Raw genomic sequence first — 13,388 nt, 5'->3', positions numbered from 1 at the left:
CGCGTGAGGCCGTTGAGTGGGCGCATGAGCGACTACTACGACGCGTTCGAGATGAGCCCCGTGCCCGCTCCCGGCCCCGACGCGGTGCCGCCGGAGCCGTTCCGCGGCATCTACGGGATGCCGGCGTTCGTGACGATCCCCACGGACGATCTGGCGGCCTCGGTGGACTTCTGGGTCCGCGGCCTCGGGTTCTTCGAACTGTTCAGCATCCCCGGCGGGGTCGTGCACCTGCGCCGGTGGGCGTTCCAGGACGTGCTCCTCGTCCCGGCGGCGGGTGTTCCGGAGCAGGCACCGGCGCTGAGTGTCGGCTTCGCGTGCCTGCTGAGCCAGATCGACTCCCTCGTCGAGGACTGCCGTGCCGTGCGCCCGGAGTCGGTCGACGGCCCACGCGACACCCCCTGGAACACCCGCGACGTGGTGGTGACCACCCCGGAGAAGGCCCGGATCGTCCTCACCGCGGCCAAGCCCTTGGATCCGGCCAGTGAGGAGGCGCGGAACCTCGCGGCCGTCGGGATCACCCCGCCGGGCGGCGGCCGACCCGACAATGGGAGCCATGCCTGACGCCACGGACACCGACGGCCTGACCGTCGGTCAGGTCTCGATGCGGCTCGGTGCGACCGTCCGCGCGCTGCACCACTGGGACGAGATCGGTCTGGCGCGGCCGTCGCTGCGCACGACCGCCGGATACCGGCTCTACACCGCCCGTGACCTCGAACGCCTCCACCGCGTCGTCGTCTACCGCGAGCTCGGTGTGGGCCTCGACGACATCCGGTCCATCCTCGACGACGCGACGGAGGTGTCTGCCGCGCTGCGCGCGCAGCGCACCCAGGTCGCCGAACGGATCGACCGCCTCCAGCGGCTCGGCGCCGGACTGGACCGGATGATCGACGCACACGAGCGCGGTCTGCTGCTGACCGTCGAGCAGCAGACCGCGATCTTCGGCCCCGCGTGGAACCCCGACTGGCCCGCCGAGGCCCGCCGGCGCTACGGGGACACGGAGCAGTGGCAGCAGTACGCCGAACGCTCCGCCTCACGCGGCCCGGAGGAGTGGCAGGCCGTCGCCGACTCCGTCGCCGCCCTCGAACGTGCCCTCGGGGAGGCGATGGACGCCGGTGTCGCCCCCGGTGATCCGGAGGCGAACCGGCTCGTCGAGCGGCACCGCGAGGTCTTCGCCGCGTACTTCCCCCTCACCCGGCGCATGCAGGTCTGCCTCGGCCGCAGGTACGAGGCCGACCCGGGGTTCGCCGCCCACTACGACGGCATCCGCGCCGGTCTCGCCACCTGGTTCCGTCGCATCGTCGACGCCGACGCGCGGGCCCACGGCATCGACCCGGACACCGCGACCTGGGAGTAGAGGCCGGCGAAGACCAAGCCTCCTCGCCCCGGTCGACCGGGGGTGAACGCACGCGGTGCGGGGCTACGCGGTGCGGGGCCGCGTCCGTGGGGCGGGCTGTTCGCCGGAGCCCCGGACGATCAGACGGGTGGGGACGGTGAGGGTGCGGGCGCGGCCGCGGTCTCCGTCGAGGCGGGCCAGGGCGGTGGTCGCGGCCACCCGGCCGAGTTCCTCCGCGTCCTGGGCGACGACGGTCAGGGCCGGCTCCAGTGCCTCGGCGAGCGCCACGTCGTCGAAGGCGACGACCGCGACCTCCTTGCGCTTGCTGCGGGCGAGTTCGGCCACTATGCCCAGCGCCATGATGTTGTTTCCCGCGAACAGGGCGGTGGGGGGATCGGCCAGACCGAGGAGCCCGGCGGTCGCGGCCTCGGCCCCCGACTGGTCGTGGGCGTTGGCGACGAGGGCGCGGTCGTAGGGGATGTCGGCCGCCAGCAGCGCCGAGCGGTAGCCCGCCTGGCGCTCACGGCGGGTGTACAGCTTCGGGGGCAGGTCGCCGACGAAGCCGATCCTGCGGTGCCCGTGGGCGATGAGGTGGGCGACGCCCTCCTGGGCCCCGGCCCGGTTGGAGCTGACGATGCTGTCGGTGACCAGGCCGACTCCGGGCCGGTCGAGGAAGACCACGGGAAGTCCCGCCGTGCGCTGGGACTTGAGGTGGGAGTGGTCGGCGCCCACGGACGGGACGACGATCAGGATGCTGACGCGGCGGGCGAGGAACTTGTCCGTGAGGGCGCGTTCCCGCTCCGGGTCGTCCGCGGAGGAACCCATGAGCAGGGTCAGTCCGCGGTCGCCGACGGTGTCCTCGATGGCTCGGGCCACCGCCCCGAAGAAGGGGTTGGCCAGATCGGGGATGACCAGACCGATGGTGGTGTCCGGGCCGCCGACGCGGATGTTGCGGGCCATGAGGTTCGGCTGGAAGCCGAGCTTCGCCACTGCGGCCAGTACCTGTTCCCTGGTTCGCGCGGAGACGGGGCCGTCCTCGTTGAGGACCCGGGAGACCGTCTTGGCGCTGACCCCGACCTCTCGGGCGACATCGGCCAGGGTGGGGCGGCGGTTCGCTGCCATGGAGGAAACCGTCTCCTGAAGGGCTCTCCTCTCCGACCGCGGCCTTCGGCCGGAGACGGGAGAGCGGGGTTGAGCTGTCAGGTGGCCCGGACGCCGGCGGCCTTCGCGGCCTCCGAATCCGCAACGACAGTATCTCCGGCCGCGTCGACGGTGAGTGCGCCGGTCATGATGGCGACGACCTCGGCCATGGAGTAGTCGGAAGGCTTGATCACGGCGGCCCGCCGGCCCAGCCGGTGGACGTGGATGCGGTCGGCGATCTCGAAGACATGAGGCATGTTGTGGCTGATGAGGACCACGGGCATGCCCTTGTCGCGGACCCGGCGGATCAGATCGAGGACCTGGCCCGACTCCTTGACGCCGAGGGCGGCGGTGGGTTCGTCCATGACGACCACCGAGCGGGCCCAGGCCACGGCGCGGGCGACCGCGACCGCCTGGCGCTGTCCGCCGGAGAGGGTCTCCACCGACTGGGTCAGCGAGCGCAGACCGATCTTGAGGTCGGCCATGTGCTCGGCGGCCTCCTGCCGCATGCGCTTCTTGTCGAGCATGCGGAAGGCGGTGCCGAGGACACCGGGGCGGCGCAGTTCACGGCCGAGGAACATGTTCGAGGCGATGTCCATCGACGCGGCGACCGCGAGGTCCTGATACACCGTCTCGATGCCGTGGGCGCGTGCGCTCTGCGGGCCGGAGAACGTGATGGGCTCTCCGTTCAGCCGAATCTCGCCCGCGTCCGGGACAACGGCGCCGGTCAGCGCCTTGATGAGACTGGTCTTGCCGGCGCCGTTGTCGCCGATGACGGCGAGGACCTCACCGGGCATCAGATCGAAGTCGGCGCCGTCGATGGCGGTGACGTGTCCGTACCGCTTGACGAGGCCGCGGGCCTGCAGCACGGGCGTGGGGGCGGGGGTCGCGGTCATCGTGCCTTCTTCCGGGAGATCTGGTCGACGGTCACCGCGAGGATCACCAGGACGCCCGTGATCAGGGTCTGGTAGATCGAGGCGACCCCCATCAGCTGGAGCCCGTTGCGGAACACACCGACGATGAGGACGCCGATGAAGGTGCCGAGGACCGAACCGCGGCCGCCGAAGAGGCTGGTGCCGCCGAGGACCACGGCGGTGATGCTGTCGAGGTTGTCGGTCTGCCCGGCCTGCGGGTCGCCGACACCGGTGCGGGAGATGAGCAGCAGTGCGGCGACGCCGTACAGCAGACCGGCCACCGTGTAGACGCCGACGGTGAGGCGGGAGGTGCGGATGCCGTTCAGTCGCGCGGCCTCGGCGCTGTTGCCCAGGGCGTAGACGTGCCGGCCCCAGCCGGTGCTGCTCAGCGCGTAGGCGAACAGCAGAAACAGGGCGATGGTGACCAGGGAGCCGTAGGTGATGTCCGTGCGGCCGAGGGGGAAGGTCTCGCCGAGGGCGGTCAGCGGGCCGGGCAGATTGCTGACCGTCTGCTCCTCGGAGTAGATGTGCGTCAGCGCGAACGCCACATTGAGCATGCCGAGGGTGACGATGAACGGCGGCAGCGGGATCTTCTGCACCAACAGGCCGTTGAGCAGCCCGAAACCGCCGCAGACGACCAGGCCCAGCGCGATCGCGACCAGCGGCGGGACGGAGCCCTCGGCCGCCATCTTGGCGATCACGATGCTGCCGAACGCCATCACCGCTCCGCACGACAGGTCGATCCCGGCCGTGAGGATGATCAGGGTCTGCCCGATGGCGAGGGTGCCCACGACCATGACCTGCTGCACGATCAGCGAGAAGTTGCCGCCGGTGAGGAACTGGTCGGTCGAGAACGAGAAGAAGGCGCAGGCCAGGAGGAGGGCGGCCAGGGGGCCGGTGGTCGGCGCCGTGAGCAGTCTGCGGACCGTGGTCGGCGCTTTGAGCTCCGAGTACGGCGATGTCGTCGCTGTCATGCGAAGTCCTTGTCGGAAGACAGAAGTCCTGGTCGGAGGACATGGCGTCCTGGTCGGAGGACGAGGGGAGAGGCTCCCGCCACCGGGGTCGGGCACGGCCCGGGGGCGGCCGCCCGGTCAGGGAAGGGGCGGCCGCTCCACGGAGGGCGGTGGCGGGGTCGTACGGTCCCGGGGGCCGGGCTCAGCCCCAGCAGTTCTCCAGGCCGTAGGCGGTGTCCTTCGACGTGACCCCGTCCTGCGCCTTGTCGGTGATCAGCGTGACGCCGGTGTCGGTGTAACCGGACGCCTTCTTGCCGTCCTTGGCGAACGTCACGACCGCCTTCACGCCCTCGGCGGCCATCTTCAGCGGGTACTGCTGCGACGTCGCGGCGATCTTGCCGTCCTTGACCGCCTGGGTGCCGGTGCAGCCGCCGTCGACGGAGACGATCAGCACGTCCTTCTCGCGGCCCTTGGCCTTCAGCGCGGTGTAGGCGCCGAGGGCCGCCGGCTCGTTGATGGTGTAGACGACGTTGATGTCGGGGGCCTTCTGCAGACAGTTCTCCATCGCGGTCTGGCCCTTGGCCTGGTCGCCGCCCGTGTCCTGGGCGCAGACGACGTCCTTGTCCGAGGCGCCGAAGCCCTTCAGGAACCCGTCGTGCCGCTGGACGCCGACCGAGACGCCCGGCGCCAGGTCGAGGGTGGCTATCTTCGCCTTCTTGCCCTTCATCGCGGCCTTGGCGTACTCGCCGATCAGCTCGCCGGCCTTGAGGTTGTCGGTGGCGAAGAGGGCGTCGACCGCGCTCTCCGGGTCGGTCGGGGTGTCCAGCGCGATGACCAGGACGCCCTTGGCGCGGGCCTTCTCGATCGCGGGGACGATCGCCTTGGAGTCGCTCGGGGTGATCAGGATGCCCTTCACGCCGGCGGCGACCATGTTCTCCAGAGCGGTGACCTGCCCGGCGTTGTCCCCGTCGAACTTGCCTGCCGCGGTGGACAGTTCGGCGCCGTTCTCCTTGGCGGCCTTCTCCGCGCCCTCCTTCATCTTCACGAAGAACGGGTTGGTGTCGGTCTTGGTGATCAGGCCGACCTTGACGGCTCCGGAGCCGGAACCCGAGGAGGAGGAGTCCGAACCGGAGCCGGAGCCGCAGGCCGTCAGCGTGAGGGCCGCGACGCCCGTGACCGCGGCCGCTCTGAGGAGGGAGGAGGACAGACGAGTGGTGCGAGACATGATCGACTCCTGTGGGATAGCGAGCGGCACGGGGCTGGGTGATCGGAGCATGCCGCCCCGGTGTCATCGTTGACTTATGTCATCGTTGACACTGCATGGCGAGGATGATGGACTCCGGATCCGGGCAACGTCAATGCCTTCCACCCGTCACAAATCGGCAACGTACGAAGCCGTCTTCTCCGCACGGCCGGTGAGCCCCCCTGTCGCCGCGCCGACCCCTCGCCCGGTCCTGCCGAGCCTTCTTCGAGAGAGAGCAGCCCATGAGCCCGAGTCGGATCACTGTGCTGGGAGAGTGCGTCGCGGACGCCTTCACCGAGCCGGCCCACGCTCCCGATGAACTCGCTCTGCGGGTGCTGCCCGGCGGGGGACCCGCGAACACGGCGGTGGCCCTGGCCCGGCTCGGGACCCCGGCCCGCTTCCTCGCCCGCCTGTCGGGGGACGTGTTCGGCCGGCTGTTCCGGGGGCACCTGGAGGCGTCCGGCGTCGACCTCTCGTACGCCGTCGCCGCCGCGGAGCCCAGCACGCTCGCCGTGGCGGAACTGGACGCCACCGGGCAGGCCGCGTTCTCCTTCCACGCCCAGAACACCGCCGACTGGCAGTGGACCTCGGAGGAACTGGCCCGGGTCGATCTGTCCGGGACGGCCTGTGTGCACACCGGCTCGCTGGCGCTGGTCCGCGAGCCCGGCGGGGCGGTGGTGGAACGGTTCCTGGAGACGGCGGCCGAGCGGGCCACCGTCAGCATCGACCCCAACGTCCGGCCGCTGCTGGTGGACCCCGAGGTCTACCGTGCCCGGCTGGCGCGCTGGTGCGCTCTCACCGACATCCTGCGGCTGAGCTCGGACGACCTGGACCTGCTGCTGCCGGGCACCTCGCCCGAGGAAGCCTGCGACACCTGGCACGCGGCGGGGGTACGGCTCGTCGTGATCACCCTCGGCGCCGACGGCGCCCTGGCCTCGCTCGACGGCGAACGGGTGCGGGTGCCCGCGGTGGCCACCCGGGTCGTCGACACGGTCGGCGCGGGCGACTCCTTCACGGCCGGCCTCCTGCACCACCTCGGCACCCTCGGTCTGCTCGGTGGCCGACTCGACAGGGTCGGTCTCGACGAGGTCGCCGAGGCATGCCGGTTCGGCGCCCGGGTAGCGGCCCTGACCTGCTCGGTCGCGGGTCCCAATCCGCCGTGGCGGGAGCAGCTGACGCAGCTCGCGCCCGCCGTGGGCGCCTGAGCCGCGGGGCGGACCGTGCGGGCGATTCCCCGAGAGTGATTCCCGGCGAGCGATACCCCGCGGGCCGTTGACGTGCCCACCGGATCTCGCCCATCATCGGGCCACTCGATGTCATCGATGACATCGGTCGGCGGGCCCGCCCGGCAGGGATGAACGCCCTGGCCGGAGCGGTGACAGCGCCCTGCCCAGGTGGCAACAGTGACTCTGCCCTGCCGGCCCCTGCCCGGGTCCGGCGACGAAAGGCTCGTGCCGGGCGAACCGCCACAAGCGTGCGGTTCCGGCCGCCGGTTCGGGCCGTGGGTGCGGGCCGCGTACGCGACACTCACCCCTGCGACGACAAGGACACGCCATCGTGAAGAAGACCCTGCTCGCCGAGTTCACCGCCCGTGAGGGGGCCCGGGACGAGGTGGCCCGCATGATCGGGGAGTACGCCCTGAAGGTGCGCGAGGAGGAAGGCAACCTCGCCTTCGACGTCTACACCAAGGCGGCCGAACCGCGCGCCTTCTGGATCTTCGAGGTGTACCGGGACGAGGACGCCTTCCAGGCCCATCTGAAGGCCCCCTACGGCGGCCCGTTCAACGCCGCGCTCGCGCCGCTGATCGAGGAGGACGCGTCCGTGCTCACGTTCCTGGACCCGCTGGCGTGACCGGACCGTTCCTCGATCCGCCGGCGTGACCTGGCGGAACCCCGACCCGCTGGCGTGACCGGATCGTTCCTCGGCCTGCCGGCGTGACCGGGCCGGGCGCGGTGTGCCGCGGGGTGCCACGGGCGGGTCGGGTCGACCCGCCCGGGACGAGGGCCGGACGACAGACCCCAGGTGCGCTGCCGGTCGTCCGCGTCAGCGCTGGGTGTAGATGAAGCCGATCTTGTCGGCCTCGTCGCCCGCACGGCCGTGGAAACCGGCGATCTGCCAGCCCGACGGTGCCGTGCGCGTCACACACGTCGAGGTGGTGGTGCCCCCGGCCAGGGTGCGGCCCTGGTTGGTGGTGAACTTGGCGGAGAAGATCCGGGTGCGGCCGTCCTTCTGGCCCTGGCACAGGGTGGCCGAGGTGAGGTACTCGCCGCTGCCCAGCGTGAGGGAGGACGCGGTGCCCCCGGTGCCGCCGTGGGTGAGCGTGGTGCCGTTCGCGAGGGTGAGGCTCAGCTGGTCCACACGGGAACCGGCGCGCAGGGCGACGGTGGTGGCGCGGGCCCCGGCCGGCACGCTGCCGATGTCGTTGAAGTAGTCGCCGTGCGGGCCGCCGAACTGGTCGCTGAGCTGGAAGGCGGCGTTGCGCGACCAGGAGAAGTCCACCGTGAGGGGGTCGTGGTCGGAGAGCATCAGGCCGCCGTCGGTGAGGAACTTGGCGTGCTCGTTGTTGTAGCGCGTCGCGTTCAGCGAGACGAGCTTGCTGCCCCGGTAGAGGATCTTGTCGACGACCTCGCAGGTGTTGGGCACGGTGGTTCCCGTCTGGTCGCAGACCAGGGCGTCGCTGCCCTTCGCAGGGGCGACGCCACCGCGGATCAGCTTGACCCACGGGTCGGTGAGGCCGTTGGCGGCGGCGAACTCGGCGATGGTGTCGCCGGAGCGGGTGTACCGGGTGTTGGTGTCGCCCATGACCACGACGGCGTTGCCCGCGGAGTGCGAGGCGATGAAGTCGGTGAGCTGGCTGAGGTTGGCCCTGCGGGCGGCGAGGTCGTCGTCGTTGGTGCCGGCGTTGGTGTGCAGGTTGTAGAAGTCGACGTAGACACCCTCGGCGAGGCGCTCACGCATGAAGGTGAAGCCCTTGGGGGTCAGGCAGTCGCCCGAGCCCAAGGTGCAGCTGTTCCAGCGCACCCGCTCGAAGTCGTCCTCGTCGTAGGGGAGTTTCGAGAGCGTGTTGAGTCCGCTGCCGATGGCGGCGCCGCCGCTGGTGGGGGTGCGGTACGGGTGCGCGGTGTCTGCGGCGTAGAGGAGGGCGTGGTAGTTGAAGTCCTCCTGGGCGTGGACGACGTCGTACGACGCGATCCGCTGACCGATCGTCGTGGTGCTGGGCTCGCGGGGCGTCGGTGCGCTGGATATCGCCTCGGGCAGGCCCGCGACGTTGTAGCTGAGGACGTTGAAGGTGCCGGAGTCGGCGGCGGGGGCGGCTGAGGCGGAGGGGGCGGCTGAGGCGGAGGGGGCGGCGACGGTGAGGCCGCCGAGGACGGCGGCCGCCGACGTGAGACAGGCGAGGAGTCTGCGCATGGGGAGTCTCTCCTGGGGAGTGAACTGGGGCTGGTGGTGCGGGAGTAGCGCTCAGGGGTGGGGCTGAAGATGGGGCTGGGGAAAGCGGTTGCTGGACGATCGTGGCTGAAGTTACCCCCGGTTACCCATGTCCTGTCGAGAGTTCGGGCGGCATTCGCCGAGAGTTGCCGAGGTGTACGCCCGCGTTCGGCGGCTCGACCAGGGCGGGGGAGGGCGTGTGATGCTGTCGGTATGACTGAGCGGCGCGAGATCGCGGTGGTCCGCTGGCCCGGGTACGACCCCGGTGACGAGGGCGGGCTCGCCCGGTTGCTCGCGGACTACCACCTGCGGACCGAGGCGGAGAAGGGCCGGGCTGTCACCGGCGTGGACGGGCTGCCCGACCGCTACCGGGCGGAGATCACGGATCCGCGGACCGCGTTCGCCGCCGATGCCGTGCTGCTGGCGTCAAGTGAACAGAGCGCTGTCGGCTGCCTCGTGGTGACCGCGCCCGTCGACGGCTGCTCCGAGATCAAGCGGCTCTGGGCGGATCCCGCCCACCGCGGCAGGGGCGTCGCGTCGCGCCTGATCGAGGCCGCGGTGGCGCACGCCACGGAGAGCGGGGTGAGCACCCTGCGGCTGTCGGTGTGGCAGTGGCGCACAGGAGCCATCGCCCTCTACGAACGGCTCGGCTTCACGCCCACCGAGTCGTGGGACCCGCGCGATCAACTGGTCTGCATGCGGCGGGGGTTGTGAGGGGGCGTAGGTGTGAGGGGCAAGGGGGCAAGGGGGCGAGGGGCGGGGCGGCCGGGGTCGCTGTGGCTGTCGGTGGTGAGCCGGGCGAGGCGTAGCCCGTGGTGACGCTGTAGCCCCCGGTCGCCGAAGTCGTGCAGGCGGTGCGGGTGATGGCCGCCGGTGAGGCACTGCTCGCCTCGTCGGTCACCCGCCGGCTCATCGAGGAGCACGCTCGGCGCGGTCCCGCCCGAGCGGGAGACCCGGCTGGGCCGGGCGCGGGCGCTGCGGGCCCGGGGCCGCCTCGACCCGGCGCGGGAGGCGTGCGGGGCGCTGCTCCGGGAGGCCGCCGAGCGCGGCGACTCGTACGGGCGGGGCCTCGCCGAGTACGAGTGCGGGCATGTCCTGCGGGCCCTCGGGGGCGACGGGGCGGCCCTGCGTCACTGGCGCGGCGTGCCGACCGCCCTGGAGGGCACGGACGCACCGGTACTCCACGAACTCCGGTCACTCACGCGGGAGTTCAGCCCCGACGGGCCGTTCGGCACGACGGTGAGACGACCGTTGCCGAGCAGCGGCCGGCGGCCCTCACCGTGAATCGGCCGCCGACGGGGCCGTGGACGGGGTCGGCACCGCCGAGGGCGCCTCGGTCGGGGAGGACGCGCCCGGCGCCGCGGACGGGGCGGTGGAGGAGTCCTCGGCGGGAACGGGGGTGACGGGCGTGGGCGATTTCGCGCGGGGGTGCGTGGGAGCGGGGCTGGTCGCGGGCGGTGGGGCGAGCGGTGGCGACGGGGGTGTGCGGGTTTCGGACGTGGCGAACAGCGTGGGCACGGTGATGAGGGCGGCCACCGCGCAGGTGACGGCGGTTCCGGCGGCGGCACGCAGCAGACGGCGGCGGGCAGCGGCGCGGCGGATCGCCTCGTAGCGGCCGGACGGCGGGCCGAGGTGCTCGGCGGGCGGGCGCAGGACGACGGTCAGCGGATCGTCGGGCTCGAACTCCGGGCCGTCGTCAGCGGGTGTGATCAAGGCTTCTCCTCAGATGGGCGCGGAGCAGTTCGCGGGCCGCGTGGAGATCGGCCTTGACGGTTCCTTCCTTGCGTCCGGTCAGGACGGACACCTCCCGGATCGGCATGTCAGCGTAGTAGTGCAGCAGGATCGGGACGCGCAGTCGCTCCGGCAGCGACTGCACCAGCAGCCGCACCGAGGGGTCGGCCTGCTCGGCGTGATCGCCCTGCGGGCGCACCGCCGCCTCGGCCGTGGCCCGATGCATCGCCCGGCGTTCCCGTTCGAGTTTGCGCCAGTGGTCCCGTACGAGGTTCGCCGCGGTGACGTAGAGGAAGCCGTGGGGTTCGGCGACGGAGGTCCAGCGGGCCCAGAGCCGGGTGAATGCCTCCGACGCGATCTCGTGGGCCGTCTCGTCGTCGTCGACCAGCCTGCGGCACCAGCCGGCGAGGCGGGGGTAGAGGGCGGCGAACAGTTCGGACGCGGCCTTCTCGCGGGACCGTTTCAACGCTCTCCAGGGTCGTGGGCTCGTCATGCCGTGCGGGCGGTCGTACGGAGGGGATGAGGCCCGCCCCGGGGGTGGCCGTACGGGCGGGCGGCGGGGGAGGGGTGACCGGTCACGGCACCGGCTCGCCCGTACGGCCGGTGGCGCTCAGCGTGGCGAAGACGATCACGTTGTCCCGGTACTCCTCGCCGGAGCGGGGGCCACCGCAGGTGATGAGACGGAGTTCGGGGCGGTCCACGTTCCCGTAGACCTCCGCCGCCGGGAAGTCGGCCTTGGCGACGGTCCGTACGCGGTCGACGGTGAACTCCGCCGTCGAGCCGTCGGCCCGGCGCGCGGTGATCCGCGCGCCGGGCCGCAGCCGCGCGAGCCGGCGGAAGACACCGTCGCCGTAGGCCCCGACCGTGACATGCCCCAGGATCACCGAGGGGCCGGTCTGACCCGGTGTCGGCGAGTGCCGGTACCAACCCGCCCGGTCGTGCTCCGCCACCGGCGGCACCTCCACGCTCCCGTCCGCCGCCAGCCCGAGTTCCATGACCGGCGTGTCCACCCCGATGGCCGGGATCAGCAGCCTGACCGGCACGGAACGCGCCAGCGGCGACGGCGACCCGGCCGAGGAGGACGACCGACGGGACGCGTCCGACGACGGGGCGGACGGGGCCGTGCCGGCCGGGGGAGTGCCCGAGTCCCGGCCCCCGGCCCCGCCGCTCCCCTGGCAACCGACGAGCAGCGAGGCCGCCGCCGCGGCGACGAGGGAGCGCCGGGAGAGCGCCGCGGTGGGCGGTGTCATGCCGCGTCGCCCCGACGGCGCCGGACGAGGACGATCGCGCCGGCTCCGCCGAGGAGGGCCGCGACGGCGCCCGAGCCGACGAGCACGGCGCCCGTCCCGGAGCCGTCCGACCCCGCCGCCTCCCCGGTGTCGGGCGCCCCGCTCGGCACCACGGAGACCTGACTGGGCACCGGAGACGGCTCGGTGGCGTTCCCGTCCTCGGCGGGCTCGGGCGTGGCCGACTCCTCGGCGGGCCCGGCGGTGGACGGCACCGGGGTGGGGGTGGAGGTCGCCGAACGGGGCGCGGCGGACGGGGCGGTGTCGTCGGCGAACGCGGGCAGCGCGCCCGCCAGGACGGCGGTGCAGGCCAGGGCCGCGGCACTGAGGACGGTACGGCGCATGAGTCGCTCTCTCTCGTCGGGCCGCCCGGACGGTGACCCGGCGGGGCGGCGTTGCGGATCGAGCGGAGAGACGAGACAGCGGCCGCCCCCGTTGTAAAGAGATGGCAAAGCCGTTGTCGCGGGCCGGAATCGGCGCGACCGCCGCGACACCCCGAGTACGACGACTTCGGCCCCCCGGCCCGGCGACCGCGACACCCTGGCCCGGCGACCGCGACACCCCGGCCCGGCGACCGCGACACCCGCCGACCCGGCGACTGCGGCGCCCGCCCTGGTCACACGGGTCACACGAGGAACAGCAGCTCCACGGCGACCACCACGTCCACGACCCCGCACCACTCGGCGAAGGTGGGCGCGACGACACCGTCGAGTCGACGCATCCGCAGATGGGCGAAGTCCCAGACGCCGTGGAGGAACCAGCCCGCGGCCACCAGATACCGGCCCACGTCGGGGTCCAGCACCAGACCGGTGAGCGCGAGCGCGCCGAACACGACCGCGCCGGCCGCCTGGACGCCAAGGAGGGGCCGCCCATGGGGAGTTCCGCGCACGGCACCCCACAGCAGTACGGCCAGCGCGACGCCCACCATGACACCGGCCGGCGAGACGACGTCCAGGAGTTGCAGGGCGAACGCGAACACCACGCCCGCCCCCAGCACGGGCCAGGTCGCCTTCGCCCTCCCCGCCTGATGGACGACCACGTACAGCAGCGGGAGGAGGGGCAGGAACTCCCCGTATCCGCGGACGGCGCCAGCCGCTTCTTCCGAGCCGCCCAGCACCAGCCCCGGCACGGTCAGGGCGAGCGCGAGGGCCGTGGGCCAGCGCCGCAGCAGCGCCCGGCCCGGCCGCCGCTCCTCGGACATGTCGCTGGAGCGGGACGAGGTCGTGGCACACATGGGGTCTCCTGCGATACGTGGGAACGGGACACGAGAGGCGTCAAGCCAGGTCAAAGGGGGCGGGGTTCTTCCCCCTGGCCCTCAGACTGCTCCCGCCCCGACGCCGCCAGTAGTGCCGTATCCGC

At 72.4% G+C, this 13,388-nt stretch carries 16 protein-coding genes; 6 read left to right on the top strand and 10 right to left on the bottom strand.

The window, feature by feature from the left end:
- The first annotated feature begins 24 nt into the window (after positions 1–24).
- Both M8J73_RS01680 and M8J73_RS01675 read left to right on the top strand, forming a co-directional pair.
- Complete coding sequence (locus M8J73_RS01680) at positions 25–561, top strand: VOC family protein (RefSeq protein WP_055542498.1); 537 nt, start codon at positions 25–27, stop codon at positions 559–561.
- On the top strand, positions 554–1,354 hold the full coding sequence (locus M8J73_RS01675; protein WP_249828138.1) for a MerR family transcriptional regulator: 801 nt from the start codon (positions 554–556) through the stop codon (positions 1,352–1,354). The genes M8J73_RS01680 and M8J73_RS01675 overlap by 8 nt, the downstream gene beginning before the upstream one ends.
- Positions 1,355–1,417: 63 nt before the next feature.
- Here M8J73_RS01675 and M8J73_RS01670 read toward each other — a convergent pair whose 3' ends face one another.
- The 4 genes from M8J73_RS01670 to M8J73_RS01655 all read right to left on the bottom strand — a co-directional run bounded on the left by M8J73_RS01670 (position 1,418) and on the right by M8J73_RS01655 (position 5,565).
- On the bottom strand, positions 1,418–2,455 hold the full coding sequence (locus M8J73_RS01670; protein WP_055539527.1) for a LacI family DNA-binding transcriptional regulator: 1,038 nt from the start codon (positions 2,453–2,455) through the stop codon (positions 1,418–1,420).
- A gap of 77 nt (positions 2,456–2,532) precedes the next feature.
- Positions 2,533–3,369, bottom strand: a complete 837-nt coding sequence (locus M8J73_RS01665) for an ATP-binding cassette domain-containing protein (protein WP_055539526.1) — start codon at positions 3,367–3,369, stop codon at positions 2,533–2,535.
- On the bottom strand, positions 3,366–4,361 hold the full coding sequence (locus M8J73_RS01660) for an ABC transporter permease (RefSeq protein ID WP_055539525.1): 996 nt from the start codon (positions 4,359–4,361) through the stop codon (positions 3,366–3,368). Before M8J73_RS01660 ends, M8J73_RS01665 begins: the two co-directional genes overlap by 4 nt.
- A 181-nt stretch (positions 4,362–4,542) precedes the next feature.
- A complete protein-coding gene (locus M8J73_RS01655; protein WP_055539524.1) occupies positions 4,543–5,565 on the bottom strand; it encodes a sugar ABC transporter substrate-binding protein in 1,023 nt (340 codons plus the stop codon).
- Between the two features lie 260 nt (positions 5,566–5,825).
- Here M8J73_RS01655 and M8J73_RS01650 point away from each other — a divergent pair, with 260 nt between their 5' ends.
- Together M8J73_RS01650 and M8J73_RS01645 are read left to right on the top strand one after the other, a co-directional pair.
- Positions 5,826–6,788, top strand: a complete 963-nt coding sequence (locus M8J73_RS01650) for a carbohydrate kinase family protein (RefSeq protein ID WP_055539523.1) — start codon at positions 5,826–5,828, stop codon at positions 6,786–6,788.
- A 352-nt stretch (positions 6,789–7,140) separates the two neighbouring features.
- On the top strand, positions 7,141–7,434 hold the full coding sequence (locus M8J73_RS01645) for a putative quinol monooxygenase (protein WP_055539522.1): 294 nt from the start codon (positions 7,141–7,143) through the stop codon (positions 7,432–7,434).
- 192 nt (positions 7,435–7,626) lie between these two features.
- Here M8J73_RS01645 and M8J73_RS01640 read toward each other — a convergent pair whose 3' ends face one another.
- A complete protein-coding gene (locus M8J73_RS01640) occupies positions 7,627–8,994 on the bottom strand; it encodes a jacalin-like lectin (protein ID WP_249828137.1) in 1,368 nt (455 codons plus the stop codon).
- Between the two features lie 231 nt (positions 8,995–9,225).
- Here M8J73_RS01640 and M8J73_RS01635 point away from each other — a divergent pair, with 231 nt between their 5' ends.
- Together M8J73_RS01635 and M8J73_RS45430 are read left to right on the top strand one after the other, a co-directional pair.
- Complete coding sequence (locus M8J73_RS01635) at positions 9,226–9,726, top strand: GNAT family N-acetyltransferase (protein ID WP_249828136.1); 501 nt, start codon at positions 9,226–9,228, stop codon at positions 9,724–9,726.
- A gap of 159 nt (positions 9,727–9,885) precedes the next feature.
- A complete protein-coding gene (locus tag M8J73_RS45430) occupies positions 9,886–10,296 on the top strand; it encodes a hypothetical protein (protein WP_372503870.1) in 411 nt (136 codons plus the stop codon).
- Here M8J73_RS45430 and M8J73_RS01625 read toward each other — a convergent pair.
- The 5 genes from M8J73_RS01625 to M8J73_RS01605 form a co-directional block, all read right to left on the bottom strand.
- On the bottom strand, positions 10,288–10,725 hold the full coding sequence (locus M8J73_RS01625; RefSeq protein ID WP_249828166.1) for a hypothetical protein: 438 nt from the start codon (positions 10,723–10,725) through the stop codon (positions 10,288–10,290). The genes M8J73_RS45430 and M8J73_RS01625 overlap by 9 nt on opposite strands.
- Complete coding sequence (locus M8J73_RS01620) at positions 10,709–11,209, bottom strand: RNA polymerase sigma factor (RefSeq protein WP_107460856.1); 501 nt, start codon at positions 11,207–11,209, stop codon at positions 10,709–10,711. The genes M8J73_RS01625 and M8J73_RS01620 overlap by 17 nt, the downstream gene beginning before the upstream one ends.
- A gap of 109 nt (positions 11,210–11,318) precedes the next feature.
- Positions 11,319–11,993, bottom strand: coding sequence for a class F sortase (locus tag M8J73_RS01615; protein ID WP_249828135.1), 675 nt, complete (start codon positions 11,991–11,993; stop codon positions 11,319–11,321).
- Positions 11,990–12,373, bottom strand: coding sequence for a Tat pathway signal sequence domain protein (locus M8J73_RS01610; protein ID WP_249828134.1), 384 nt, complete (start codon positions 12,371–12,373; stop codon positions 11,990–11,992). The genes M8J73_RS01615 and M8J73_RS01610 overlap by 4 nt, the downstream gene beginning before the upstream one ends.
- Before the next feature lie 281 nt (positions 12,374–12,654).
- Complete coding sequence (locus M8J73_RS01605) at positions 12,655–13,263, bottom strand: hypothetical protein (protein WP_055538610.1); 609 nt, start codon at positions 13,261–13,263, stop codon at positions 12,655–12,657.
- Between the last annotated feature and the right edge of the window lie 125 nt (positions 13,264–13,388).

Source organism: Streptomyces neyagawaensis (assembly GCF_023516595.1).
Classification (GTDB): Bacteria; Actinomycetota; Actinomycetes; order Streptomycetales; family Streptomycetaceae; genus Streptomyces; species Streptomyces neyagawaensis.
Note: the sequence above shows the minus strand (reverse complement) of the source record. Positions and strands in the feature narration are given on the sequence as shown.

What these genes read in the sequence shown, in the direction of transcription:
- M8J73_RS01680 (WP_055542498.1), top strand. Translation starts at nt 25, where the DNA reads ATGAGCGACTACTACGACGCGTTCGAGATGAGCCCCGTGCCCGCTCCC.
- M8J73_RS01675 (WP_249828138.1), top strand. Translation starts at nt 554, where the DNA reads ATGCCTGACGCCACGGACACCGACGGCCTGACCGTCGGTCAGGTCTCG.
- M8J73_RS01670 (WP_055539527.1), bottom strand. Translation starts at nt 2,455, where the DNA reads ATGGCAGCGAACCGCCGCCCCACCCTGGCCGATGTCGCCCGAGAGGTC.
- M8J73_RS01665 (WP_055539526.1), bottom strand. Translation starts at nt 3,369, where the DNA reads ATGACCGCGACCCCCGCCCCCACGCCCGTGCTGCAGGCCCGCGGCCTC.
- M8J73_RS01660 (WP_055539525.1), bottom strand. Translation starts at nt 4,361, where the DNA reads ATGACAGCGACGACATCGCCGTACTCGGAGCTCAAAGCGCCGACCACG.
- M8J73_RS01655 (WP_055539524.1), bottom strand. Translation starts at nt 5,565, where the DNA reads ATGTCTCGCACCACTCGTCTGTCCTCCTCCCTCCTCAGAGCGGCCGCG.
- M8J73_RS01650 (WP_055539523.1), top strand. Translation starts at nt 5,826, where the DNA reads ATGAGCCCGAGTCGGATCACTGTGCTGGGAGAGTGCGTCGCGGACGCC.
- M8J73_RS01640 (WP_249828137.1), bottom strand. Translation starts at nt 8,994, where the DNA reads ATGCGCAGACTCCTCGCCTGTCTCACGTCGGCGGCCGCCGTCCTCGGC.
- M8J73_RS01635 (WP_249828136.1), top strand. Translation starts at nt 9,226, where the DNA reads ATGACTGAGCGGCGCGAGATCGCGGTGGTCCGCTGGCCCGGGTACGAC.
- M8J73_RS01615 (WP_249828135.1), bottom strand. Translation starts at nt 11,993, where the DNA reads ATGACACCGCCCACCGCGGCGCTCTCCCGGCGCTCCCTCGTCGCCGCG.
- M8J73_RS01610 (WP_249828134.1), bottom strand. Translation starts at nt 12,373, where the DNA reads ATGCGCCGTACCGTCCTCAGTGCCGCGGCCCTGGCCTGCACCGCCGTC.
- M8J73_RS01605 (WP_055538610.1), bottom strand. Translation starts at nt 13,263, where the DNA reads ATGTGTGCCACGACCTCGTCCCGCTCCAGCGACATGTCCGAGGAGCGG.